The sequence below is a fragment of the Undibacterium parvum genome (genome assembly GCF_003955735.1).
Classification (GTDB): Bacteria; Pseudomonadota; Gammaproteobacteria; order Burkholderiales; family Burkholderiaceae_D; genus Undibacterium; species Undibacterium parvum.
Genome location: NZ_CP034464.1, coordinates 3523209 through 3548570, shown reverse-complemented (window position 1 = coordinate 3548570; position 25362 = coordinate 3523209). Strand labels below are relative to the sequence as shown.

The 25362-nt window shown below is 48.9% G+C and carries 19 protein-coding genes; 11 read left to right on the top strand and 8 right to left on the bottom strand.

The genetic code is table 11. The annotated features are described in order from the left end of the window. Positions 1–194: 194 nt before the first annotated feature. On the top strand, positions 195–1079 hold the full coding sequence (locus EJN92_RS15515; RefSeq protein ID WP_227869570.1) for an ABC transporter permease: 885 nt from the start codon (positions 195–197) through the stop codon (positions 1077–1079). Positions 1080–1091: 12 nt separating this feature from the next. Further along, complete coding sequence (locus tag EJN92_RS15510; protein WP_126128658.1) at positions 1092–1832, top strand: ABC transporter ATP-binding protein; 741 nt, start codon at positions 1092–1094, stop codon at positions 1830–1832. A 141-nt stretch (positions 1833–1973) separates the two neighbouring features. Here the strand turns inward: EJN92_RS15510 and EJN92_RS15505 are convergent, their stop codons facing one another. Next, positions 1974–6620 carry an FkbM family methyltransferase gene (locus tag EJN92_RS15505; RefSeq protein WP_126128657.1) on the bottom strand — a complete coding sequence of 1549 codons (4647 nt, stop codon included), beginning with the start codon at positions 6618–6620 and terminating at the stop codon, positions 1974–1976. Further along, on the bottom strand, positions 6617–7996 hold the full coding sequence (locus EJN92_RS15500) for a hypothetical protein (protein WP_126128656.1): 1380 nt from the start codon (positions 7994–7996) through the stop codon (positions 6617–6619). The genes EJN92_RS15505 and EJN92_RS15500 overlap by 4 nt, the downstream gene beginning before the upstream one ends. Before the next feature lie 1051 nt (positions 7997–9047). On the opposite strand from EJN92_RS15500, the gene EJN92_RS15495 reads away from it, so the two are divergent. The 3 genes from EJN92_RS15495 (at position 9048) to EJN92_RS15485 (ending at position 14913) form a co-directional block, all read left to right on the top strand. After that, positions 9048–10064, top strand: a complete 1017-nt coding sequence (locus EJN92_RS15495; RefSeq protein ID WP_157984378.1) for a S1/P1 nuclease — start codon at positions 9048–9050, stop codon at positions 10062–10064. Between the two features lie 175 nt (positions 10065–10239). After that, positions 10240–12108, top strand: coding sequence for a signal peptide peptidase SppA (sppA, locus tag EJN92_RS15490; RefSeq protein WP_126128654.1), 1869 nt, complete (start codon positions 10240–10242; stop codon positions 12106–12108). A 117-nt stretch (positions 12109–12225) separates the two neighbouring features. Further along, positions 12226–14913 (top strand): zinc-dependent metalloprotease, encoded by a 2688-nt coding sequence (locus EJN92_RS15485; protein ID WP_126128653.1) that lies wholly within the window; start codon positions 12226–12228, stop codon positions 14911–14913. A 168-nt stretch (positions 14914–15081) separates the two neighbouring features. Here EJN92_RS15485 and EJN92_RS15480 read toward each other — a convergent pair whose 3' ends face one another. Beyond that, the gene (locus EJN92_RS15480; protein WP_126128652.1) at positions 15082–15837 is read right to left on the bottom strand and encodes a hypothetical protein; all 756 of its coding nucleotides are present in this window, start codon (positions 15835–15837) and stop codon (positions 15082–15084) included. Between the two features lie 527 nt (positions 15838–16364). Between EJN92_RS15480 and EJN92_RS15475 the strand changes: the two genes are divergently transcribed. The 5 genes from EJN92_RS15475 to EJN92_RS15455 all read left to right on the top strand — a co-directional run bounded on the left by EJN92_RS15475 (position 16365) and on the right by EJN92_RS15455 (position 20262). Then, positions 16365–16898: a carboxymuconolactone decarboxylase family protein gene (locus EJN92_RS15475; RefSeq protein ID WP_126128651.1), complete on the top strand. Its 534-nt coding sequence runs from the start codon at positions 16365–16367 to the stop codon at positions 16896–16898. Between the two features lie 86 nt (positions 16899–16984). Further along, positions 16985–18598 (top strand): 2Fe-2S iron-sulfur cluster-binding protein, encoded by a 1614-nt coding sequence (locus tag EJN92_RS15470; protein ID WP_126128650.1) that lies wholly within the window; start codon positions 16985–16987, stop codon positions 18596–18598. A 29-nt stretch (positions 18599–18627) separates the two neighbouring features. Then, on the top strand, positions 18628–19107 hold the full coding sequence (locus EJN92_RS15465) for a nuclear transport factor 2 family protein (RefSeq protein ID WP_126128649.1): 480 nt from the start codon (positions 18628–18630) through the stop codon (positions 19105–19107). 346 nt (positions 19108–19453) lie between these two features. Continuing rightward, the gene (locus EJN92_RS15460) at positions 19454–19873 is read left to right on the top strand and encodes a DUF3224 domain-containing protein (RefSeq protein ID WP_126128648.1); all 420 of its coding nucleotides are present in this window, start codon (positions 19454–19456) and stop codon (positions 19871–19873) included. A 17-nt stretch (positions 19874–19890) separates the two neighbouring features. After that, positions 19891–20262: a nuclear transport factor 2 family protein gene (locus tag EJN92_RS15455; RefSeq protein ID WP_126128647.1), complete on the top strand. Its 372-nt coding sequence runs from the start codon at positions 19891–19893 to the stop codon at positions 20260–20262. A gap of 339 nt (positions 20263–20601) precedes the next feature. Here the strand turns inward: EJN92_RS15455 and EJN92_RS15450 are convergent, their stop codons facing one another. The 5 genes from EJN92_RS15450 to EJN92_RS15430 form a co-directional block, all read right to left on the bottom strand. After that, on the bottom strand, positions 20602–21165 hold the full coding sequence (locus EJN92_RS15450; RefSeq protein WP_157984377.1) for a TPM domain-containing protein: 564 nt from the start codon (positions 21163–21165) through the stop codon (positions 20602–20604). Then, positions 21165–22061, bottom strand: a complete 897-nt coding sequence (locus EJN92_RS15445) for a TPM domain-containing protein (protein WP_126128645.1) — start codon at positions 22059–22061, stop codon at positions 21165–21167. Before EJN92_RS15445 ends, EJN92_RS15450 begins: the two co-directional genes overlap by 1 nt. Continuing rightward, positions 22061–22654 (bottom strand): LemA family protein, encoded by a 594-nt coding sequence (locus EJN92_RS15440; RefSeq protein WP_126128644.1) that lies wholly within the window; start codon positions 22652–22654, stop codon positions 22061–22063. Before EJN92_RS15440 ends, EJN92_RS15445 begins: the two co-directional genes overlap by 1 nt. 82 nt (positions 22655–22736) lie before the next feature. Then, positions 22737–23204 carry a NanQ anomerase/TabA/YiaL family protein gene (locus tag EJN92_RS15435; protein WP_126128643.1) on the bottom strand — a complete coding sequence of 156 codons (468 nt, stop codon included), beginning with the start codon at positions 23202–23204 and terminating at the stop codon, positions 22737–22739. Positions 23205–23566: 362 nt separating this feature from the next. Further along, positions 23567–24241 carry an ABC transporter ATP-binding protein gene (locus EJN92_RS15430; RefSeq protein WP_126128642.1) on the bottom strand — a complete coding sequence of 225 codons (675 nt, stop codon included), beginning with the start codon at positions 24239–24241 and terminating at the stop codon, positions 23567–23569. Between the two features lie 308 nt (positions 24242–24549). On the opposite strand from EJN92_RS15430, the gene EJN92_RS15425 reads away from it, so the two are divergent. Then, positions 24550–25353 (top strand): alpha/beta fold hydrolase, encoded by an 804-nt coding sequence (locus tag EJN92_RS15425; protein WP_126128641.1) that lies wholly within the window; start codon positions 24550–24552, stop codon positions 25351–25353. Positions 25354–25362: the final 9 nt, after the last annotated feature.

Here is a 25362-nt window from a genome sequence, read left to right as displayed (position 1 = left end):
CGCTAATCTGCTACGAAATCGGACTGAGATCGCCTCCTCACGCCAACGCACTGTTTTATTCAGTCGCTGACTATATAAAGTTCTTTTCATATATATACTCCTTAATAGCAGAAAAGCGCATAAAACATAGTTGCAAGGTATTTAAAATTTACTCATACTGCTGGCAATAGCACGAAGACAAGCACTTCTTAATCTTGGGAGTCAATATTGGCGAAGTAATAAAATTTACATGTTTAAAAATTTATCGCTATAATGCGTTATTTTTTTATGACCTTTTAATGCCTAGCTACTCTCTAACAATCGCACTCTCAGACATAACTGCTGCTGTACGGCGCTACCCTTTAGTGGGCATGCTGGGATGGCAAGACGTTCGTCAACGCTACAGACGGTCAGCCTTAGGACCGTTCTGGTTGACCATCAGCATGGCTATCATGATCGGAACAATGGGCGTTGTGTTTGGTCAGATCTTCAAAGCCCCACTAACAGAATTTTTGCCATTTCTTGCTGCAGGGACAATTCTCTGGAGCTTTATATCCGCGATCGTTAGTGAGGGATGTACTGGTTTTATTGCAGCTGAAGGAATTGTAAAGCAACTTCCGATCCCTTTGTTTGTGCACATATTGCGTATGATTTGGCGTAATGTTTTGATTCTTGGTCATAACATAGTGATTTTTCCTCTTGTGCTTCTCGCTGTTGGAAAACCAGTGGGTTTAGTTGCACTCATTAGCATTCCAGGATTTATTTTATTGCTTATAAATTTGACTTGGGTAGCACTTATTCTTAGCGTTATATGTGCAAGGTACCGCGACCTCCCACAGATTATAGGAAGTGTTATTCAAGTAGTTTTTTATCTGACGCCTATCATGTGGATGCCGCATCTTCTCCCTGATCGAGCGGGGCTTTACTTACTAGATTTAAATCCTGTGTTTCACTTACTTGAAATCGTGCGCTCCCCTTTGCTTGGGCAATTTCCAACATGGACGAATTGGGTGGTATCGCTGGCACTAGCATTGTTTGGATGGGTTATTGCATTAACCATTTATGGTCACTACAAACGCCGTATTGCTTACTGGCTATAAAAGAAGAAACCTATGGCTACTATCGAATTTAACAATGTTTGCGTTGATTTTCCAATTTATAACGCAAACGGCAGATCATTAAAAAAGCGCCTGATCCAGGTCGCGACAGGCGGCCAGTTAGGAGCAGATCAAACAGGGCGTGTTGTTGTCCGAGCGCTTGAGGGACTGACATTTACTTTAAAAGATGGTGATCGAGTAGGTCTTCTCGGTCACAATGGAGCAGGGAAAAGTACGCTACTGCGTTTGCTAAGTGGCGTTTATGAACCCTCGTCCGGGTCTTCTCGTATTATTGGTGAGATTGGCTCTCTGATAGACATTTCGCTAGGAATAGACCCTGAGGCTAATGGCAGAGAGAACATTTTCCTTCGTGGTGGCCTGCTTGGAATGAAGAAGTCTGACATAAGCAAACAAATCAATGACATCATCGAGTTTTCTGAACTGGGTGACTTTATTGACATGCCTCTGCGAACCTATTCAACGGGGATGCATCTGCGTCTCGCATTTGCAGTGTCTACAATCGTTCGCCCAGAAATTCTTTTGATGGATGAATGGCTATCTGTAGGAGATGAGGGGTTTAGGCACAAGGCTGAAGCTCGCATGTCTGAATTAGTTCAATCAACAAATATTCTAGTAATAGCGAGCCATTCACGGGAATTGGTTATGAACACATGCAATCGTGCGATATGGTTAGAGCACGGGAAGGTCCGCATGGATGGGACCTCACAAGAGGTTTGCGCTGCATATTTCACCTAATACCGCACGCTCGATGGTATAGCCTCTTCATAAGGTCTAGTCTCTGGAAATTCATCAGGTGTCGTGTTCGTCAACTAAGGGAGGTAGGCACTAGATCTCTGATGAAATTCCAATTAACGACGGACTATAATAGCAATAACGTCAAAGATTCAGACAATGTTGGAACTCGATACGTTCAAGATCGATTACCACTCCAGCCTCGGCATATGCACGCACCTCGAAATGGGTAATATCGTGAGTGACAGTAAAGTTGGCCTTTAGATCGACGCCAGACATTTCAAATTCGGCTATGATGTTCTTGTGTTCCTCAACAACAACCATGCGCACAGCGCCCCTAATGCGACCATGTAGCCGGATGTCCCAACTCCCTTGGCGCAGATACCAATCAGGTCCGAAGAAGACCACTCCTGCCTGTTCTGCCGTGTAGGTTGTCATTAAGCCATCAGTCGAACCGGTGCCGGACAGTTGTCCGGGATAGACAGAGAAACCAGTGCGTAAAAGCCTGTCGATTGCGTCGAATGGTGCGGCAAGAACATCTCCAATCCAAGTCTGATAGCTGGCTATATCCAGAGGGACGAGTAAGGCATGGGGGCCGACTCCGTAAAGAGCTAGACCGTGTTCGCGCATCAATCTGCCGATCTCGTCTGTTTCCGTGTTGGATGAGTCCAATTTTTCGAACAGCACTTTGACATTAGGTGATCGTTGCAGCACCTCATGCATACCCCGCAACACACTCAACTCGTGGCCCTCAACGTCGATCTTAATTAAATCGACGACCACATCTTGGGGCAGAAGTGAGTCCAAGCGATGTGCATGTACAGAAAGGCATCGCCCCTGTTCGTCTGCGTTGCGAGTGGATGAGCCTTTCCCAAGATGATCATCTGGGTAAAAAAGGTCGAGCGCCCCCTCTTGATCGGAGACCGCGCATTGAAAGATCTGCACCACGGCTTCGAGGCTGTTTAGCTGAACACTGCGTTCGATTAAGTTGGTCAGTGTAGGATGAGGCTCGACAGCGAACACCTTGCCACTTCGTTTGAGGCGATTGCCGATAGCGATGGAGAAATAACCAATATTGGCACCAATGTCGAGAAATACAGTATTGCTAGTAATGAAGCTATACAAGACACTGAGATTTTCTGGCTCCCAAATCCCGCCATTGACAATGGGTGAGGGGCAGCCTAAGTCACCTGTATTAACAAATATGGGGCTCTCATCCTTTAGGTAGGTCAGGACTGCGCCCTGTCCGGCATAGGTAGCAGTGCGGTGCTTGATGAATTCAACCTCACGACGAATCTCCTCAAGAATAGCGTGGGTTGAACGTGCCTCCTCAAAAGCAACACGGGTTGCGCGCGCCTCCTCAAGAGCGGAACGGGTTGCGCGTGCTTCCTCAAGAGCGGAACGGCTTGACCGTGAAAGGGCGCTTACCGCACTCGCAACTCCGAGAGTCTTCCAATTTTGGCTGTCGCTTGCTTCGGCAAGCATCGCCAACTCATGATCCATCAAAATTTGCTTCTTTGCAATGTCGCGAACGTCATTGTTGAGCTTGCCAATTTCGTGGCGCAAATCATCGGTGGCTTCTATCATCAATAACCGCAATCTGAACGCAATTCGGCGCGTGATTGGCTTGGTTAGTTGATAGACAGCTCTCAACGTTTTAAACAGAACTCGTTTGACTAGAAATTTCACACTTCCAGGAACTGATGCAATGACTCCACATGACTCTTGCGGCCTCTCGGCAACGTGTTCATTCATCGTGACTTCCGCTAAGTAAGCATCAGACACATTGACATCAACAAGACCACCCACTGCCGCAGACTTATTTGACAGTTGGCACGCATTGCCGCGTGGCAGCACCTGCAGGAAGCGGGTCAGTAGGGCCACTTCATCAAAGCGGGTTTTATAAATCGCTCCGGTACTCACAGTTACCCGATCGATCGCTTCTTGATTCAAAAGGACGATTCGGCTGGTGAGATCATTGGTATTGAAGCGCCAAGCCTCCACAACCGCTTTTTCATTGTCGGCTACATGCGTGGAGCGGGCCGGAATCAGCCATCCAGTTTTGCCTTCAAGCACAATCTCATTGTGGGGAGGGGAATCCAGAGACAAGACCGGCGTGCTACGGCAGAGAGATTCATAAAACCCAAGTCCCAATCCCTCATGGGAGGATACTTGAATACTTACATCGTGCTCTTCATAAAGATCGAGTATCTCGTCTCGTGATAAGCAACGGTCAATAATTGTTATGCCAGAAGGCAACTCGTCTGAATAATAGGTCGATACTGGATCCATTGAAGTTACTGTCAGCTCGATATCATCCCGCAACGTTAGAGCTTGAGAAAATGCCTCGATTACTTGATTCGTGTTCTTACGGATTTTAGGATTGTGGCCAGCAACATGCAAAAAACGAATTTTTGGCCGCTGAGCCAGGCGGAGGCGTTTCGCTTCCACCCTCGTCAAGGTCAAAGGCAGGCCGAATCCATGACCCAAAAATACGCCATTATTCACACCCGACTCGTTCAGCACCTTTTCTGCCGATCTAGTGCAATAGAGTGTTGATGTCAGCCTGTTGTGATTCGAAATTTCTTCCCTGATGACAATCTCGATCATCGGGATGCTACAAATCATCAGCTTGGTAACTTGTACTTGAGTATCGAATAGCCGCTCCCAATTTGTGTTCCAGCAGATCTCTGGGACTATCAATGTGTGGATATTATTGATCAAGATGAACTGGGTCAGTTCGTGGACTGTAACCGCTTCTCGATGATTAAACGAATAATAGATAGAATCGGCGTTGGCTGGAACACTCCAGTCATCGGGATTGGTTTGCCTAACAAGTGCGTTTCCGATCGCTGTATATGGCTGAAAGGAAAAGATATGAACTTTATAGCCAACGCTTCGGAGCAATTTCGTATGTGTATGGGCGAGATTGCCTAGTCCCTGATCACCCCAGACAGTAAAGACTCCAATATTGCGAGTCGCTGAATTGTCGATCAAGCGCATGGCAGACTGAATGAACCCGTGAAAATCACTGCCGAACATTGATTGCAATCGTGCTCGCTGCATCTCGCCAATATTTCTTAACCGATCTACATCGTAATAGAGATCTCGGATTGCAGTAATCCATTCAGCGGAATCTTCTGGCAAGTAAACCCCTGTATCGCCGAACATCGAAGGCAAGAAACCATTGGCAGTACAAAGTACGGGGATTCCATTCATAGCAGCTTCAAAAGCTACACGACAGAAAGTTTCATCTACCAGAGTAGGGACAATAACTAACCTAGCTTTCTGATAAAACTCACGGACATTACCGTATGACATCAACGTGCAAAGATCATGTCGGGCAACTTCCTCAGTAAGTCGATTTGAAAAATCTGAATGTTCTGGCTCCCCCTGAATCCCCATAAAAGGAATTTTATCTCCGAGAGCTTTGACACTGTCCAGAAAAATGTTACCCCCCTTCAGAGTGCATACGTTGATTTGTAGTACATAGGTTCCAAAGTCGCCACGTTTCACAAGGAACTGAGCGTTATCAGAAATGGGATGAACGATGTTAAGCGCTTCTGAGCCACCAAGACGTGCATACACATCTTGCATGAATTCTGAAGCGACATATTTCCAGACCAACGCAGATTGCTGCGCGGGGGAGGGGCGGAGTCTGTGTTCGGTTAGATTCTCAATAATGTGACGATTACCGGTTTGCCCCAACTCAATCAAGCCACTCCAAAAGTGATACCCGATCATTGTTGTACACCGACTTTGCTCTGCGATTTCCATTGCGGCATCATTAGTCCCGCCTTGTGCGTGAATCAGGTCAGGACAATAGATGTCTATCGCACGCTGCATATCATCTCTACACATTCCCCCTGCATAACGAACATCAATGTAATAAGGTGTATAAGTCAATGAATCCTGAGTGTACCAGCCTGTTTTTGGATCAAGAAAACTGACCCAGACACATTTGACCGCAAACTCACTAAGTATCCGGCAAGTCTGATGCATGAAGCTTTCACCACCACCCATGGGATAACCAAGATGTGTGGGAATGAGATAAACTGGAACCACTTTTTCCAGTGTCTTTAGTAACCGGATCAGTTCATCTGGAGCATACCGCTCATGAAGCTCGAATAGGTAATCTTGAGCGGTCCAAGCCAACCGCAACAAAACATTAAAGATTTCGTTTGGCAGAACCAACCTAACTGAGTCATTCCGATCCGCAGATCGGACGATACCTCGGGCTGAAAACTCAGCAACACGACCGCCTCTTGCGACACTGATGATATCGTAGATTGCCTGCGGATTAATCAGTGGCTGATTCAGGGATAACGCGTTAGCCTCGTACAGCTTCAACGCGTGAAACAGAGTTTTTTCGGGACAGTTCGCAGCGATATAAGGTAAGACGATCGTCTGGATCATCTCTAGTCGTTGCCCAACGATATCGTAATCGACAATCCACTGATGCGTCACTGCAGCATCGCCGCCCAGTCCAACATTGATGGAAACTTCCAAGAACTCACTGTCGTCGCGGGGTATCTCCAAGTTAGCGAGAAGCGAAAATACTGCGTCCCTTTGATCTACTTGGGAGAGAAGTTTGATACTAGAGATCGCACCCTCACGGTCACTCTGCAGCGCGGCAAGAATATCTACATCGAAAGAGGCCAAACGCTCCGAAAACTCTCGAATCACGTCCTGATTTAAATTAGAAATATTTTCATTTTGCGCCAACGATTTTACCATGCCGATCAATGTATTAACATCTTGAAACTGAGGCATATTTTCTTTGTCATTCATACTGGAAAACCCCCGGTTTTTTTACGCTCCGACATCGAAAGAGCAAATGAAATGAAAATTATTGAAGATCCGATAGACCAGTAAACGTAACGAAAATCCGGAGCAACGCCACCCAGTATTAGTGGTCCAGAATAAGCTAATCCAGAAAGTGAAATAAGGAGTAAAAAAATATCATTTTTCTCAAATTTCTTGCTACACCTTACAAAACAATATGCAACCATAAATAGATTAAGCAAAACCCAAAAGCCATTCGTAAAAAAAATAGAAACACCTGGCGCAGATGCTGCTCCCTTGATATATGACTCCATAGTATTAAAGAAAATAGATCGCTTAAAGCCAAAATCCTTATTTATCTTTGTCGGTTCTGAATTGAATACAAGCCAAGCTGGATCAAAGAATGAAGTGAAATGATAAAGCCGATGTTTTAGATATAGTGTTGGATATTTTGCGATGGCTGATATCCAATAGCCACGCAATTGCTTCCAATCACCGTTCATATTCAATTCATCTATTAACTGAGGGCAGGAAGCCCATACCTTATCCCATCCTTTGTTTTCGTAGCACGTCTTAATGTTTTCCACATTGAAAGACTCCGACTTCGGCAAAAGATACTCTTTTGACCGAATAGATACTCCAACCAGGTCGTAAACAAATAGTGAGGAGCTAGCATATTTTTTTTCTGGTTTTGCGAAATGATCAATAGTAAAAAACATTCCGGCGAATATTACAGAAAATAAAATCATAGCGTTGAGCGCTATGAATACAAATCTTGGAAAACCTTTAACCGTCCCATTTTTCGTGTAAGTCAGGCACAAAACAGACAATACCATCCCTGAAAGAATTGCGTTATGCCGAGCCAAAGCCCCCGTAGCAAAAATAAAAACCAAAAAAACAGCCGCTCGCCTCTTTAGAAGTACTCCATTAAAGTGGCTGCGCACAATAATTGAAAGACCAAATAAAAAAAACACAAAAACAAATACGTCCTTCCAAATTGTTCCTACAAAATTTATAGAAAACGGGCAGAATGCAAAGGCTAAAAGAAGAGCCGCGGCCTGTTTTGATCTTCCCCCCATAGATTTCGCGATTAAGGCAAAAGACCCCCAATATAGCGCACCGAACAAAAATAGCATCCCAAGCGGCCCATCAACAATATTAAGTAATGCGCTCCAAACAAGAGCCATTATTGGTGGATGCCAATCCGAAAAAGAAAGGCTAGATGCCTGCAAGAATTGAAAATCAGAATCTGGTGTCATCAAGCCAGGATAATTAGAAGCGCTTGTTATAGCGAACCCAAGCATGCATATCGCATATACAACTAGGGGGAATTTATCAAAGCCTATCAAGGAAAATTTTCCATTACTACTATCTTTTAACATCCAATATTTCTCCACATTTATATTTATTACCATTCATTTAAATCGAAACCTCAAAATTAGGTATGTAAATTTTGATGTTGCCCCAATAATCAAAGTACCCACAACAAAGCTGGAGGTTTATTGCAAAAAAAGAAAATTAAGAATAACAAAACGTTGTTTTTCCAAATTTCTTTACGCTCCTTACAAAACAATATGCCACCATAACTAGATTAAGCAAAACCCAAAAGCCACTCTATTGCGTCCAATCACCGTACACATTTAACTCATCTATAAACTTAGGCAGGAAATCTATACTCAAGTGCCCCCTTCCTAGAGACAAATATTCACCTATTTTAAGATAATGTCTTTTCTGCTACGGCCACACGGCTCTGCCGAGGTTTTTGTTTTGCTTCTGCTTTTGACGTCGTTACTATTTTTGATTCCGCCTTTGCAATTGCGGAGTCGCATGTAGAGCTTAGCGCAACAGCCAATTCCGCAATTGGACCGCAAATCATCCAAGATCTTTGCGCCACAGCCGCCGCCAACGCTGAACCGATGCACTATGTTCGGTGCAAGATAGTCCAGCGCTTGGCGATTTGGCTCATTATTAAAGTGGTGCGTCAAACCCAACATCAAATCTTGCATATGTTTGTGATTTCTTAAAGACACATCTTCGCATTTCAAGCTTCGCCACATTCTTTCGACAAAGATGTTATCCATTGCCCGTGCGAGCTGGGAAAATTTGATAAAAGTCGTCTAGTCTAAATGCTATTGGGCATTTAGTCGAATTTAGCGCAGGAACTTAAGAAAAAAATCCAGGTCTATGCTTGCGCAGAGTGAGCCTATTTACAAGTAGGGCTTAGGCAAAACCGCCCCAGCGTCGGTGTATTCGCCTTGCCGTATAGCGTAATGTCCTCGGCGCTAGGCCTAACTGGAACAATTTTGCGTAAGTCTTAAAAATAATAAAATTGAAATTGCCTGCAAGCCAACTAATCAAACTACGATGCCTAGTTTCAGATTAGAATTGTCTTTTAAGACTTATACCGGCCTTGCCTGCCACGATAGGAAAATCATGAAACGACATCTGTTAAGCCTCGCATTTACCTTCTGCTGCATGCCACTCACTAGTTTTGCCTGGGGGCCGGATGGCCATCATAGCGTGGGGGCGATCGCCGATACGCTACTGGTTGGAAGCAAGGCAGGCCAAAAAGTCACGGAAGTCCTGCAGCAAAGTAGCTTAGAGCAGGTTGCGGTATGGGCCGATTGCGTCAAAGGCATCAATCCTGAAAAAGATTTTGCTTACACCTCAACCGGAAGATATCCGGAATGTGCGCCGTTTGAGACCAAGGAAGGGATAGACGCCATGAGCAGTTATGTGCGTCGAAACAATAGCAATTGTAATCCGGCTGAAGGTGAAGAAAGCTGCCACAAACAATATCACTACACCGACGTTGCAATCCAACACGCTCACTACAAGTCTGGCTATGTCGGCACCAATGAGCACGACATCGTCCATGCGATAGGCGCTGCGGTGGCTTTCCTGCAAGGTAAGCCAGCGGTTCAACCATTTCAATTTCAAGATGAGCGCGAAGCCTTAAGTGTATTGACGCACTTGGTCGGCGATCTGCATCAACCCTTGCATGTGGGTTCGGTGTTTCTTAGCAATCAAGGAAAACTTATTAATCCGGATGCTGCCCACACTCACTACGACAAGGGTAGCAATACCGTAGGCGGCAACGCCCTGCAATGCCCTTGCGGCAATCTTCACAGCATGTGGGACGAACTGCCGCAAGCCTATAAACATGGGCGTATGAATGAAGTACTCAAACTCAAGGCGAGCAAGCTAGACAAAACCGCAGGCACAATAGAAAATTGGCCGAGTCTTTGGGCCGATCAAACGATCGCAGATGCCAAGACAGCGTTTTCCGGCATGCAGTTTAGTAAGAGCACCGCAACCCAACGCGGCAACAATTGGTCGATCGCCTTACCCTTAGAATACGAAAAAACCATGCTTAAAATTAAAGAAGAGGCCTTAATCAAAGCCGGCGCGCATTTAGCGCAACTGCTGCAAAGTATCTGGCCAGAATAATTCCTGGCGTATTTAATTAGAAGTAGGACTTACGCAAAATTGCTCCAGCTAGGCGGACCGCTGAAGACTTACGCTAGTGCCGAGAGGCGAGTGCAACAACGCTGGGGCGGTTTTGCGTAAGTATTAAGAAGTAAAGCACAACAAGTACGACCTATTTATCGGTAAAGGAAACACCATGTCTTTCTCCCCTATTGCTTTCCTAAAAAAATCCTTTGCTTTCGTTTGGAAGGCCCTCGATGTCGGGCGCAGATTTATTCTCAATATGCTGTTTTTAGCCATATTGGTGGCGCTCGCCATAGGCTTTTTTTCCGGAGCAGGCAAAAAATTAGAAGAAAAAACTGCGCTAGTATTAGATTTAAAAGGGCAACTGGTAGAGCAAAATTCTGGTGGATTACGCGACTCTTTGATGGCGGAGGCCAAAGGCGACACAAAAAAAACCACGCAATTGCGCGACGTTTTAACGGTGCTCAATGCGGCTGCTAAAGACTCTAAAATCGGCAGCGTGGTATTGCTACTCGATGAAATGCAAGGCGCCGGCCTGCCTATGCTGCGCGAAGTTGCAGCCGCACTAGAAAATTTCAAAGCCAGCGGTAAAAAAGTAGTCGCCTGGGGCGCCAACTACGATCAACGCCAATATTTTTTAGCTGCGCATGCCAATGAAGTGTACGTGCACCCCATGGGCACGGTAATGCTCAATGGCTTTGGCCGTTATCGCAATTATTATCGCGATGCACTCGACAAGGTCGGAGTCACCATCAATTTGATGAAGGTCGGTACCTACAAGAGTTTTGCCGAACCGTATATCGCCAACGCGCCCTCGGCTGCTGCTGCCGAAGCGGAAGCCTATTTATATAACGCCATGTGGAAAACGTATACCGATGGCGTAGAAAAAGCTCGCAAATTACCCGCCGGAGCCATCATGGCAGGCATCGATGATTTGCCGAATTTACTCAATGCAGCAGGCGGCGACATCGCCAAACTGGCACTCAATAGCAAGCTAGTGGATGGTTTAAAAACCCGCGATGAATTGCGTCAGATCATGCTGCAAAAAGGTGTGAAAGACGAACATAGTAAGAGTTTTAGGCAAATTAATTTCGACGAATATCTGTCCAAACAAAAACCAGCACTGTTCGGCGATGCCGTAGGCGTGGTAGTGGCTGCAGGCGAAATCAGTGATGGCATGGCGCCTGCTGGTTCTATCGGTGGCTTATCCACAGCCAATCTGATACGCAAAGCACGCGAAGACGATCAGATCAAAGCGATCGTATTAAGGGTTGATTCACCGGGCGGCAGCGCTTTTGGATCAGAATTAATACGCCGAGAACTCGAACTCACGCGCAAGGCCGGCAAACCGGTCGTGGTCTCTATGGGTAATGTGGCGGCCTCCGGTGGTTACTGGATCTCTATGGCCTCAGATGAAGTGATTGCCGATGCCGCCACAGTGACCGGATCTATTGGCGTGTTCGCGATTTTCCCGACGGCCGATAAAGTCATAGAAAAAATCGGCGTGCATACCGGTGGCACCACCACCACCTGGTTAGGCGACGCCTTCAATCCCCTGCGCCCTATGAATCCACGCTTTGGCGAAGTGATACAAGCCGGCATCAATCACATCTACTTCGACTTCACCAGCAAAGCCGCAGCGGCCCGCCACACCACTCAGGCCAAGATAGACGAAGTCGCCCAGGGGCGGGTCTGGACTGGTGAGCAAGCCAAGCAGCGCGGCTTGATTGATACCGTAGGTAGTTATAACGATGCACTCGCTTCGGCCGCCAAACGCGCCAAACTTGGCAGCGATTATCGGGTCAGTTACATAGAACGCGAGCCCTCCAAATTTGATCGTGTCTTTAATTTATTAGGCGCGAGCGTAGGTGCCAGCTTGAGTCAGGTACTCAATGATCAATTCAAACTGGCGGTAGTACCGTCTGGGGTGCCGCTGCAAGCCGCAGCTGAAATGGCAAAAGAATTGAGCTGGTTAGCCGATATGCAAAATAGCACCAAGGGCTATATGGCAATGACCCATTGTCTGTGCGGCGAACCTTAACATGAGGCGGCTTTTATTGAGACTCCAAATTGAGAATGCTCATTGAGAACGCTCATTGATAGTTCGCAAGACCTGCATTGAACGCAAGCATTGACAACATAAATCCGGATAACATCCATGCATTTTGAACAGTACTTTGGCAGACAATTAAAGTTAGCAGTACCTTACATCGCACTGTGCAGTCTAGTCACTAGCTCTGCCTGTGCGCAGGTTCCAGCGACCGGAACGCCAGTCACGCCACCTGCCAATGCGCTAGCAAGTCCGACAGCAACTACGCCACAGCAGGTGGCAGTGGCGCAAATGCCCAGCGCATTGCGTCCGTTTAAAGAACTGATCAAGGATGCCAAAGAGCACAAGGGATTTTTTACCCTGTATCAAAAAGATGAAAAAGTATGGATAGAAATCCGGCCCGGGCAATTCGATCAGCCTTTTTTCTTTTCCTACAATATCCCCAGCAGCCTGGGTGAACGCGGTCTGTACGGCAGTCAGATGGGCAATAGCTATCAGGCGGTGTTTAAGCGCATAGGCAATCAAGTGCAATTGATTGCCAAGAATACTGATTTTTATGCCGCTCCAGGTACGCCGCAGGCACAAGCGGTGGCTCAGGCATTTTCTGACAGTTTGCTCGGCAATGCGAGCGTACTCAGTTTGCCGCATGCAGAATCAAAAGCGATCTTGATCGATGCCAGCACCTTGCTGTTTGCCGATATTCCTAGCTATTCAACAAAGTTAGAGAACGCCTACCGCCTGACCTATGCCTACGACAGAAGCAATAGCAGCTTTAGCAAAATCTATGCAGAAGAGAAGTTATCGGGCTTACTGGTCAATTCACATTTCTTTACGCCACGTATCGCTGCTGCGCCTTTACTTCCTAGCCCAGTCGCAATACCAACGCCGCCACTAACCACACCCGATCCGCGCAGTTTTTTTGTCGGCTTCTATTACAGCTTTTCCGCCCTGCCCGCCACGCCTATGCGGCCCCGTCTCGCGGACGATAGACTAGGCCATTTTGTCAGCACCAGTCACGATTTTAGCGATGATCTGACACCTAGTACGGCACGCTATTTCATCAATCGCTGGCGTCTGGAAAAAACCGAAGCCGAACCCGGTATCGCCTTATCCGAACCAAAACAGCCTATCGTGTATTGGCTGGATCAAAACATCCCGGAGAAATATCGCGCAACGATCAGCGCTGGTGTATTGGAGTGGAATAAGGCATTTGAGAAAATTGGTTTTAAAAACGCTATCGTCGTCAAACAACAAAGCGACAAAGATCAATTCGATACCATGGATGCCAACCACGCCTCGATACGCTGGTTTGTTGGCAGCGATGTCGGCTTTGCCATCGGCCCCACCAAAGTAGATAAGCGTAGCGGTGAAATTTTAGATGCCGATATCGCCGTATCTGATATTTTTTCTCGTGGGATACGGCGCGCAGTGGCGGAAGATATGCACACAACTGCGCTTGGCTCTGCACAGACGAATCATCTCGATTGTAATTTTACCCAGCTAGCATCAATCGAAATGGGCTTTGCGCTCGATCTGTTAGAGGCACGCGGCGCCATCGACATGGCGGGGCCAAAAGCCGAAGAATTGGCACAGGCTTACCTCAAACATGTGGTCATGCACGAGCTTGGCCACAGCTTGGGGCTACGCCACAACTTCCGCTCGTCGACCATCTACAGCATGAAGCAGCTACAAGACCCTGTATTTACCAAGCAGCATGGGATGGCGGGCTCGGTGATGGATTACCTACCATTTAATCTTTCAGCCAAAGGCGAAGTTCAGGGCGAATACCTGATGTCGTCCTTAGGCCCCTACGACTATTGGGCCATTTCCTACGCCTACCAAGAGTTCACAGCCGAACAAGAAAGCGCAGAACTGGCAAAGATTGCAGCGCGCTCAACTGAACCGGCCTTATCCTTTGCGACGGATGAAGATGCAGTTCCAGGTTTGCTATCCGACCCGGACGTAAACAGCTTTGATTTGGGCTCTGACCCATTGGCCTATTTTCAAAAACGCCTATTATTGTCGCGTGAATTATGGGATAGATTGCAAGATAAAATAAAAAATCAGCAATTGAAAACCGGCGATAGTTACGAGGCCCTCAGGCGCAGTTTCGAATATGGATTTTCTCAATTCTCTCGCAGCTTGCCTCTTGCGACCAAGTACATAGGTGGCACCAGTTTTCTGCGTGATCATGCCGGCACAGCACGCGCTACCTTTACCCCGGTCGCAGTAGAACAGCAACGCCTGGCTTTAAAGATCATTGCCGACAGCCTGTTTACGTCCAAGAGTTTTGTGTTCGCGCCCGAGTTCCTGAGTCGCTTAGGGGTAGATCATTTCCAGGCGAATAATCGAAATGATGTCTCGATTTTTGCCCGCGTCAGCGCTCTGCAAACTAGCGTGCTGGATCAATTGATGTCGGATCTGGTGGCCGTGCGCTTGCTCAACTCGGCCGAAAGAGTCAAAGACGCCAACAAAACGCTAGGGCTTAATGAGCTGTACAGCACGCTGCAAACAGCGATCTGGAGTGAGTTAACCAGTGCCAGTGAGATCAGTGCAGCACGCCGCAATTTACAAAGAGAACATCTGAAACGGATCGCCAATACTTTGATCAGACCTGCGGCTAGCACACCGGCCGATGCACGCAGCCTGCAACGCGCGCAAGCCACGCAATTGTTGACGGCATTGCGTAAGGCCATGCAAAAATCTTACACACCGGAAACCCGCGCCCATCTTTCTGAAAGTGCCGCCAGCTTAAGCGAAGTATTGAAAGCCTCTTTGATACGCAGTGGTGTGTAAAGCTGATACCCGAGCGCGCTTAAAACTAAATAGCCGCAAATGAAAATGAGGCCTGCACTATCGAGGCGAATAAAAAATCTCAAAACGCCGCTCAGCTTTTGAGATTTTTTTCGTCAATAGTTAAGGCAGTCCATGCCTATACGCTTCAATATGGGTTTAATTAAGTAACTAACTATTCGGCTCCAGTGTCTCGTAAAGTCTGACCAAATCGCAATACACCGCATACTCAAAACCCTGGCGTTTGCCGCCTCTATCATCGCGCAATAACTGTGCTAACCATAGCGCACCATCGCTTTGCGCTAGCCTTTGATGTATGCGCTTTTCTAATTCTGGGTAGTCGTTCAAACCTTTTTGCACATAAGCAGATTGGCGCAGCTCCCAACTCGGTACTTGTCCATTAAATTGGGCGCTAAACTTAAGGCCTAGATCCTGGTATTCGGCCTGCATACCACAACGGACATACGCATCCATCAGCAACAGCCAGCTAGCCGGGTTGGCATCTTCAGCAATAATCGGCGAGAGTATTGCAATGGTCTCACCCGGCATCCCCAGATCGGCCCAAAATTGCGCTTGTTGCAGCGTTGAAGTCTGCTCCACAACTATCCCAGCGCCTATGGTACTAGGTTCAAAATCGAACAAATCATCGTCTTTGTATCCCGCTGGCGAGTTGCTAGTCCGCTTGAGCGGCATGACCGCTAGCCTTGCGCTGTGCTGCGAACTGCCGCTAGCATCGCGGCTTAAGCGTCCAGAGTCGCCCAGCATTGCATCGGACACTTTCGGCATGATAATGCTGCGCTCCCAATCAGCTGCGGGCCGCGCGTTCTCGCGTGGCATCGGTGCTCTGCGCAACCACAATAGGAAGATACTGATGAAACAAAACACGGCCATCAGCCATGAATAGTCTTCTAAAAAATAGCTGAACATAATATTTACCTCCCGCAATAATTGCTTTGCTAATTGTCAGTGTGCCGCTAAGACTCAACTCTGAGAGCGATAATTAGCGTTTGATAACAGGAGTATTCGCAATTAGCGTGCCAGCTCAATTGCAAGAAGATACAGGCGTGAGTTGCGGGAAATGTGTAAAAAAATCCGACCAGACCAACTTATTTACACGTAAAAAAAATAAAACTTCGATGTTCGCTTACACGTAAAACAAGCGATTTACTGAAGACTTACCTAAAACGCTGCTAGCTAGGCGAGTTCGGAAGATGGCGCTTCCATACGGCGAGAGGAGCGCACCAGTCCATCGCTTTCTAGTCCGATTTTGCCTGCTGCCGAATTATCCCTTACGGGCGCCCACATTATTCCACTCAACGAAATAATGTATTACCGATTACAGAGATTCTTATGTTGAACGACTTGCTTCATAGTTCTACCTACGCCACAGCGTCGTCTGAAAAAAATACCCTTAATCAACATTAGCCACTTACCACTTACGAATAGGAAATATCATGAGCCGCATCAACCTCGTCACCACCGCCACTGCCACCCCAGAACAACAAGAATTGCTTTCTGCAATACAAGCAAAACTGGGCATGGTGCCTAACTTTTTAAAAGTCTTTGCCAACTCCCCTTCGGCTCTGCGCGCCTTCTTAGGCTTGCATAGCATCGCTAGCGAAGGCAGCCTCGATGCCCAGACGCGCGAACGTATTGCGCTCACTGTTGCGCAGAAAAATTCTTGCGAATACTGTGTTTCCGCCCATACTGCAATTGGACGCGGCACTGGTTTAGATAATGCCGAAATGGAAGCGAATCGCGCTGGCTCGAGTAAGGATGCCAAGGCAGCGGTCGCCGTCAAATTCGCCCAGTCTTTAGTCGAGCATCAAGGTGAAGTCACTACCGCAGAATTATTGGAAATGCGCGCAGTCGGTTATTCTGAGTCCGATATCGTCGAAGTCATTACCCACGTAGGCATGACGCTGTTGACCACCATTTTGGGTAAGGCTTCTCGTTTAGAAATCGACTTCCCAAAAGTTAGTCTGTAATTTTGAAGATCTAGCTGGTGCGCGCCGATACAGCCGGCACCAGCTAAGCCAGCCAGCGTTTTGCCACTTTTATTTTGGAGTTCACCATGTCACGTGCCTTTGCCGATATCAGTTTCACCCCCAGCGTTAAAGCCGCACAGAGCCGGTACGGCAGTCGCGAGGCGAACCGTGGTTTTGAACTAGTGGAAGAAAAACGTGATTTTCTAGAACAACGCGATGCCGACTTCATCATGGCACGCGACAGTTTCTATCAAGCCACTATTTCAGAAAATGGCTGGCCGTATGTACAGCACCGCGGCGGCCCGGTTGGTTTTCTCAAGGCGCTCGATGAAAAAACCCTGGGCTATGCCGATTTTTCCGGCAATGCTCAATACCTCAGTGTAGGCAATCTCAACGCCACCAGTCGCATCTCGATTATCCTGATGGACTACCCAAACCGGCGTCGCCTTAAAATCTGGGGCACCGCCAAAATCGTCCACGAACACGAGCAGCCTGAACTGATCGCTCAATTAGAAATGGGTCATTACCGCGCCCGTATCGAGCGCGCCGTCATCATCACGGTAGAGGCGATAGAGTGGAACTGCCCCCAACACATTACCCAGCGTTTCAGCGCGCAACAAGTACAGGAGCAAGTGGAGCAACAGATGGCAGCAGTGCTGGAGCAAAACCGCCTGCTCAAACAAGAGTTGGCCGAACTTTATCAACAGACACCCGCAGCCAGCCCCGCCGCGAAAGTTCAGAGTCTGGGCAATGGACCTTTAGAGTTATGCATCACCGGAGTGCGCCAGCTAACGCCACGGGTGCGCGCCTTTGAATTGCGCCGTCCCGATGGCAGTGCTTTGCCCAAGGTAGAAGCCGGTGCCCATTTGCGGGTGCCCGTCGTGCTGGCCGACGGCCAGAGCGCCACCCGCCAATACTCCATCAGTTCTAACCCTGCCCGCCGCGACATCTACGAGATCGCCGTCTTGCGCGAAGCCGACGGGCGTGGCGGCTCAATCGCGGTGCATGATTTGTTTGAGTTAGGCATGCGCCTGCATTGCGATCAGCCACGCAATGACTTTGCGCTGCATACCAGCACCGCGCCTAGTATCTTGATCGCGGGCGGCATAGGCATCACGCCGATCAAGGCAATGGCACAACAGTTAAAAGCGCAAGCACGTACTGTGAGTCTGCATTATGCCGGGCGCAGCATCAACCAGATGGCGTATCGCGATCGTCTGCAGCGCGAACTGGGGCAAAACATGCACGCCTACCCTGGCGATCAAGGAATACGCTTAGACTTGGATAATCTGATGCAAGAGGCCCCTGCTGACGCGCTGTTTTACGTCTGCGGCCCTGAGAACTTAATCGCGGCGGTACTGGCAAGCGCCAAGGCGGCCGGCATAGATCAACAACGGCTACGCTATGAACGCTTTGTCGCGCTGCACTCGGCACAAGACCAGGAAATCCGGGTAGAACTCAGACGCAGCAAAAAAGTGATCATGGTCAAGCATGATCAAAGCGTACTCGATGCAGTCCGTGCGGCCGGCGTGCCAGCCTTTGCCGAATGCGAGGTCGGCAATTGCGGCACTTGCACGGTCAAGGTGCTGGGCGGCGAGCCAGAACACCGCGATACCGTACTCAGCGACCAAGAGAAAAAGCATGCTATGTGCATCTGTGTCTCACGCGCCAAGTCACAAGAATTAGTATTAGATTTATAGACGTCCCCACCACACCACATGGAGCCAATATGAGCAAAGAAAATCCGCCACGTCCGCCGTTCCCGCCATTTACCCGCGAAACGGCAATGCAAAAAGTACGTCTGGCCGAAGATGGCTGGAACACCCGCGACCCGGCCAAGGTGGCACTGGCCTACACGGTCGACAGTATCTGGCGCAACCGCGCCGAGTTCCCACGCGGGCATGATCAAATTGTCGAATTTCTGACCCGCAAATGGGCCCAGGAAACTGAGTACCGCCTGATCAAGGAGCTCTGGGCCTACGAGGGCAATCGCATCGCGGTGCGCTTTGCTTACGAGTCGAAAGATCTGGACGGTAACTGGACGCGCTCTTACGGCAACGAGAATTGGGAGTTCGACGAAAACGGCTTGATGCAAAAACGATTCGCCAGCATCAACGATCTGCCTATCTCCGAAGCCGACCGCAAATTCCATTGGCCGCAAGGACGCCGGCCGGACGATCATCCGGGTTTGAGTGAGTTAGGTTTGTAAAAGGGACTTATTAAAATCAAGTGCGCAGTATCCATGCGCCTTACAGGCCAATATGCTCTGGAAAGGCGCATGGATATTGCGCAAAGCGTTTGAAAATCCTAAAGACGTATTTCTGGAGCGTCTAGCATCGCTGCACCTCCCCTCCCCCGCAATACCGACACCGCGCGCGGCTTGCCACTTCACAGTTTTTTTTCGAAGATTTTAGCTTGGTCTTTTTGCGTACCTGGCAATGATGTGCAAAGCGTTTCCTGCGATATTTCCTCGCTAAAATACGCTACACTCTCTACTCAAAAAAACAATTCCCCGCTGAGCTCTGTGGCCCAGCTTAGACCTTAAGGAAACCGCTATGTCTCTCCCACAAAAAATAGTCTGGCAATTTAGCGTTGCAAGCTGGTCAGAAACCGCTTTCCACGAAATGCCAGAGGCAGGCAAACTAAGTCGCGCCAGTATCGCCAACACTTTCAGCGGCGCATTAGACGGGCTGGGCACTTTAGAATATTTATTTGTCTACCCGATTACGCCAGCTGATGATGTGCTGTTTAGCGGCTATGAGCGCATCGTCGGCCAAGTCGGTACGCTGCAAGGCAGCTTTGTCCTCAAACACGAGGGCATCTACTCGCCCACAACAGGCGTGAGCGGAAGTCTGACTATCGTCGCCAACAGCGGCACTGGTGATTTTTCCGGCATCCGGGGTCAGGGTAATATCATCGCCAAGGCCGGAGAACATGGCGGCAGCTATACGCTGCAAATAGAAAATCAAGTTTGACGCGAGAGCCTGACACTATGAGCAAAACCTTTACGCCCGCCGCACTGATACAACATCAGCTCGATATGTATAACGCCAAAGACGTCGATGGCTGGCTGGCTTGCTACGCCGTCGATGCGCAGCAATACACGCTGCACGGCGACCTACTGGCGAGCGGCCACGCCGACATGCGCGCGCGCATCAGCAGCCGTTTCACCGAGCCCGACTTGCACGCCAGACTGCTGAACCGCAGCGTGATGGGCAATATCATCGTCGATCTGGAACTGATCACACGCAATTTCCCCGAAGGCAAAGGCAGTATAGAAATGCTGTGTATTTATGAAGTGCTCGACGGCTTGATACACAAAGCCAGCTTTGCTTTGGGCGAAAAGTGTATTGCCGCTAAGTGAAATCTGAAATTAAAAAATGAATGCGCAATCCCCATGCGCCCTGCAGCACGAAATAGGCTGGTAAGGTGCATGGAATATGCGCCTTCCTTTTAAAATCAGATACTTTTGCGTCTTGCAGACCTATCTCTGCAATATCTATAGTTAAATTTTAGTGACTATTCAGCCGCTATGATGACGATGCCAAATCCCCTCGCTATCGTCATACCGGACTTGATCCGGTATCCATAATTCACCTTTAGGTGTGTCAAACTGGATGCCGGATCAAGTCCGGCATGACGGTTAAGGAAGGTTTCGTACTCAAAAAATGATCGTTTCATAGCGAATGAACAGCCACACATTTTAAACAACAATCACCGGTTCATTACACAACTCATTCGGATTCGCCGCACCCGCTGCGATAGGAAAATGCTGGGTCAGCAATTGCCCCAGTTGCGTGATGGCGCTCTTGATGCCTTGCTGCACTTGGCCGGCGGCCAGATCTTGCTGTAGTTGCTGACAGATGGCATCCCATTGTGCTTGCGGGACTTTACCGGCGATGCCGCGGTCGGCAACGATCTCCAGCGTATTTTCTGCCAACAGCAGATACAAGAGGATGCCGGTATTGCCTTCAGTATCCCAGACCCGCAGATCCGAGAACCAGCTTAGCGCGCGCTGACGCGTACTGCATTTTTGCATGATCAGACGCAGCGGCAACTTGGCTTCGACCACTAAGCGGATCTCGCCGCGGTGACCGCATTCGGCTGCCTGGATCAGTGCGCCAAGCTCGGCCTTGCGCGCTGCATCGAAATGAGAGCGATAGGCATGCGGTTTAAGATGCTGAAAATAACGCGCGCAGCGATTTCCAAATGCGGTGTTGGCTGCCGTGCTGGTTTTAGTACTCGTTGTCGTGTGCTTGTGCGTCATTACCATTTTCCCGAGGCGCCACCGCCACCAAAACCACCACCGCCGCCACCAAATCCGCCGCCTCCACCACCACCGCCGCCTCGCATTTGTATCAACAGACTAAGAATTTCCAGGAAGATGCGGCTAGAAACTATCGTCAGCAAGATCGCCATACCGCCACCGAAGGCCAGCGCCAGCCAGATCGGCGTGCCGGTCGCTAAGGCGGCCGCTGCAGCGGCTGCAGTGACCCCGCCACGCCCCACCCAGTTGCCAGCGACCTGACTCAGGATGAAGCCACCCAACAGCATCAAGCCCAAAGTGAGCGGATGAAAACCTAGTATTCTAAATTCTTCTATTCCAGCCTCAGCGCCATAATTGGCACTGGCTTTCGGTGCAGGCAAAGCTTCGCCCTGGATGACGCTGCTGATTTTTTCTACCCCGACTTGGATACCGCCAGCAAAATCGCCCTTGCTAAAAGCCGGAACAATGAATTCACGGATGATGCGAAACGCCGTGACATCGGGTAAAGCACCTTCCAACCCGCGCCCTACTTCTATCCGCACGGTTCTGTCGTTTTTAGCCACCAGCAAGAGCACGCCGTCATCTACGCCTTTGCGCCCCAGCTTCCAGACGTCGACCACGCGTATGCCAAATTGCTCTATGCTCTCATCGCCAGTGCTCGGCACAATCAGCACCGCTAGTTGGCTGCCCTTGGCTTGCTCCAGACTAGCCAATTGCGCAGTGAGTGCGCCGATTTGTTCGCTATTTAAGGTCTGCGTCAGATCGGTGACGCGCTGACTCAGCGGCGGCACCGCGATGATGTCGGCCTGCGCGCTGGCACTCACGGCGCAGCCCACCAGCACCACCAGCAGCGCCAGCAAGGGAGCTAAAAAACCAGCAAACACGCGCAGACGCATTATTTTTTCTCGGTATTAAAGTCAACTTTCGGTGCCGCAGAAATCGCTTTTTCATTCTCTACGCTAAAGTTAGGCTTAACGTTGAGACCGAACATTTTGGCCGTCAAGTTAGTCGGAAAAGAGCGTGCCGTGGTATTAAAGCTTTGCACTTCCTTGATGTAGCGATTGCGCGAGACCGTGATGCGGTTTTCTGTGCCTTCTAACTGCGCCGACAGATCACGGAAATTTTCATTCGCTTTCAGATCTGGATATTTCTCCGCCACCACCATCAAGCGCGACAGCGCCGATGTCATGCCGGCTTGCGCTTCCTGAAATTTTTTCAAAGCCACTTCGTCTTTCGCTAACTCGGGTGTGATCTGCATGCTGCCGACCTTGGCGCGCGCTTCGGTCACGCCCAACAAAACTTCTTCTTCATGCTTGGCATAGCCCTTGACCACATTCACCAGATTGGGCACCAGATCGGCGCGGCGCTGGTATTGATTCAAAACCTCGGACCAGGCCGCATTGACCGCCTCATCTTGCGATTGCAAAGAGTTGTAGCCGCAGCCAGACAAAGTAGCGGCGAGGATGGCGATACTGAGTAGTTTTTTCATGAGAGGACTCCAAAAAATGAAAGTGCTTAAATCGAAAAAATAATTATAAAAAATAAATACGGAAAAATAATTTAGTGGAAGATTAAGACTGCAAGAGTTCAGCCGAAATTTTGATGACAACTTTTTTAATCTGCATAGGCAAGCCCGCTGCGCGGCAAGGCCGGTGCAATTCACCTGGGAAGAATATCGCATACATACCAGGCCGCATCAGCAGCCGCGTCTCGCCGGCTTGTTGCGCGACAAAGGCGATATCACGTTCGACCAAATGATCGGTGATCCTCGCCAAACTGCGATCGGCGGGCGCATAACCGATAGCCTCTTCGCCCTCCAACAGACATTGAATATCCAGATAGCGCGCATGAAACTCAGGCAGGCCGGTGTCCCAGGCTTGCGTCACAGGATCTTGCACCAGCGCGAACATATTCTCGCCATCTATAGGATATTTGCCGGCCACCATCTGACTAAAATCGGTAGCGCGTAAATACGCTAGGCCCTGTTCCAACACCGCAGGCAGCGTCAGTGTGGTGTGCTGTAAATCACCAAGTAGCATTTAAAATCCCAAAAAAAATGTGAGGCCTTGTGACAGCTTAGCGCTGACTAATTTCCAGTATCGCTCAGCAAAGTCTCAGGCAGATGACATTAAACAATTATAAGCAAAATAACATGAATGGGATATTGGGGGCTGTATTCTTTTTTCAATAGGGTTTGAGTGAAGGGCTTTGGCTAAGCATAAGACAGCGCTCTACGCCATAGGTCATCGCGAGGGAAAGATAACGCAAACATTAGAAATTTAAAAACCACCCGCGCCAACGCGCATATTCCACGCGGGCTACAGGCACGATGCTCTGTAAACCCGCATGGAATATGCGTGTTAGAGCATGCCTTGTTTAATGCCGTGTCTGATCCCCACTTTTAATCGCCAAGATCGATCACGCTGGCCAATCCCAATCCGGCCGCTTGCTCGTAATGGCTGTAGACGATGGCGCGCTGCGTTTGCCCGGAAAAACTTTTTAGGATGTGTAGCACGGCGCGTATCGAAGTTTGATCCAGGGCGGCGTAAGGATCGTCGAGCAAAGTGAGCGCCGCACCGGAGGCGAACGCGGCGGCCAGCCAGACTTTGCGCTTGATGCCGGTCGACAGCATGTACAGGGTCTTGCCCATATGCGGGCTCAAGCCCAGCTGCACGATCAGCTCGGCCAGATAGGCGCTATCAAACTGAGGATAGCGCGCCGCCACGTTGGCAAAATAGGCGTCAGGACTGCATTGATCGTGCGCCGCGGCTAGCGCCTGAGGATCACCATAAAACAGCTGTTGCCGATACAGTTCAGGCTGCTGCTCCAGCGCTATGCCCTTGAGAATAAGTTGCCCGCGCTGCGCTGGCAATTGGCCCGCCAGCAGACGCAGCAGACTACTTTTACCGACACCATCGCCGCCACGTATCAGGCTCACGCCGGCCGCGATACTGGCGGAAAAATCCTTGAAAAGCGGACGCTCTGGATAAGCAAACTCTAACTCGGTCAGCTGCAAAATGATGGGGGTGGAATGCTCGATGACGCAGCCTCTGGAGGTTGATGATAGCGCCGCCATTGTAGAAACAGGCCAAGCGCTTTGTCAAAGCCTTTAGCCGAAAGTGGAGACTATAAAAACACGATATCCCAGGATCGGAGTAGGCAATGTTATCGAACACCGCCTATTTAAAATTACACCAAAGACACACTTCTTTTAACAATGAGCCGCCACCAGATTTATTAAATAAGGCACAATAGTACTATCGATTTATTGGCAGAATAGCTCTTACGGGTAGACGCACCCTGCTCAAGAATAGTACCGGAGCCGGTCTTGATAACATTGATCGACTCTTACTCCATTCTTACTCCAATTACAAAGGCCCTCCTATGAATATCTTGCAAAGAAACAACGTTCGTATATCTGGCAATGGCTCTCAAGCGATCATTTTTGCCCATGGTTATGGATGCGATCAGGTTATGTGGCGTAAAGTCAGCCCTGCCTTCGACGAAAATTTCAAAGTCATCCTTTTCGATTATGTCGGCGCTGGCCAATCAGATCTGGATGCCTACGATCCCGATAGATATTCTTCACTAAGCGGATATGCGCAAGACATTATTGAATTATGCGATGCACTAGATCTACACCACGTGATTCTCGTTGGCCATTCGGTGAGCAGCATGATCTGTCTGCTGGCCGCCTCAAAAATGCCGCAGCGCATAGAACGATTAGTCATGATTTGCCCTTCGCCACGCTATTTAAATGATCCGCCAAACTATGTTGGCGGTTTTGAGCCTGCAGATATCGAAGGTTTATTAGACATAATTTCGCGCAATCAACCCGGCTGGGCTAATTATCTGGCTGGCGTGGTGGCGAAAAATCCAGATCAACCCGCGTTGGCTCAGGAACTGGAGGCCAGCTTTTGCGCAATGGATCCACCGATTGCCAAACGCTTTGCCGAGGCGACTTTTCTGGCCGACAATCGCGCAGATTTAGACAATTTTGATAAGCCCTGCTTGCTACTTCAGTGCCAGCATGATTCAGTTGCGCCGCTAGAAGTCGGCGAATATCTCAGCAAGCATTTATCCCAAAGTACTTTAGTGCAGATGAAGGCAACAGGTCACTGCCCTCACATGAGCCATCCCGAAGAAACCACTGAGCTGATCAAACAGTTCTTAGAAAATTCTAACTGAAGCTTTATT

Bases quoted from the DNA above. Each gene is read 5' to 3' on its own strand.
- EJN92_RS15510 (WP_126128658.1), top strand. From the start codon at position 1,092: ATGGCTACTATCGAATTTAACAATGTTTGCGTTGATTTTCCAATTTAT.
- EJN92_RS15505 (WP_126128657.1), bottom strand. From the start codon at position 6,620: ATGAATGACAAAGAAAATATGCCTCAGTTTCAAGATGTTAATACATTG.
- EJN92_RS15500 (WP_126128656.1), bottom strand. From the start codon at position 7,996: ATGTTAAAAGATAGTAGTAATGGAAAATTTTCCTTGATAGGCTTTGAT.
- EJN92_RS15495 (WP_157984378.1), top strand. From the start codon at position 9,048: ATGAAACGACATCTGTTAAGCCTCGCATTTACCTTCTGCTGCATGCCA.
- sppA (WP_126128654.1), top strand. From the start codon at position 10,240: ATGTCTTTCTCCCCTATTGCTTTCCTAAAAAAATCCTTTGCTTTCGTT.
- EJN92_RS15485 (WP_126128653.1), top strand. From the start codon at position 12,226: ATGCATTTTGAACAGTACTTTGGCAGACAATTAAAGTTAGCAGTACCT.
- EJN92_RS15480 (WP_126128652.1), bottom strand. From the start codon at position 15,837: ATGTTCAGCTATTTTTTAGAAGACTATTCATGGCTGATGGCCGTGTTT.
- EJN92_RS15475 (WP_126128651.1), top strand. From the start codon at position 16,365: ATGAGCCGCATCAACCTCGTCACCACCGCCACTGCCACCCCAGAACAA.
- EJN92_RS15470 (WP_126128650.1), top strand. From the start codon at position 16,985: ATGTCACGTGCCTTTGCCGATATCAGTTTCACCCCCAGCGTTAAAGCC.
- EJN92_RS15465 (WP_126128649.1), top strand. From the start codon at position 18,628: ATGAGCAAAGAAAATCCGCCACGTCCGCCGTTCCCGCCATTTACCCGC.
- EJN92_RS15460 (WP_126128648.1), top strand. From the start codon at position 19,454: ATGTCTCTCCCACAAAAAATAGTCTGGCAATTTAGCGTTGCAAGCTGG.
- EJN92_RS15455 (WP_126128647.1), top strand. From the start codon at position 19,891: ATGAGCAAAACCTTTACGCCCGCCGCACTGATACAACATCAGCTCGAT.
- EJN92_RS15450 (WP_157984377.1), bottom strand. From the start codon at position 21,165: ATGACGCACAAGCACACGACAACGAGTACTAAAACCAGCACGGCAGCC.
- EJN92_RS15445 (WP_126128645.1), bottom strand. From the start codon at position 22,061: ATGCGTCTGCGCGTGTTTGCTGGTTTTTTAGCTCCCTTGCTGGCGCTG.
- EJN92_RS15440 (WP_126128644.1), bottom strand. From the start codon at position 22,654: ATGAAAAAACTACTCAGTATCGCCATCCTCGCCGCTACTTTGTCTGGC.
- EJN92_RS15435 (WP_126128643.1), bottom strand. From the start codon at position 23,204: ATGCTACTTGGTGATTTACAGCACACCACACTGACGCTGCCTGCGGTG.
- EJN92_RS15430 (WP_126128642.1), bottom strand. From the start codon at position 24,241: ATGGCGGCGCTATCATCAACCTCCAGAGGCTGCGTCATCGAGCATTCC.
- EJN92_RS15425 (WP_126128641.1), top strand. From the start codon at position 24,550: ATGAATATCTTGCAAAGAAACAACGTTCGTATATCTGGCAATGGCTCT.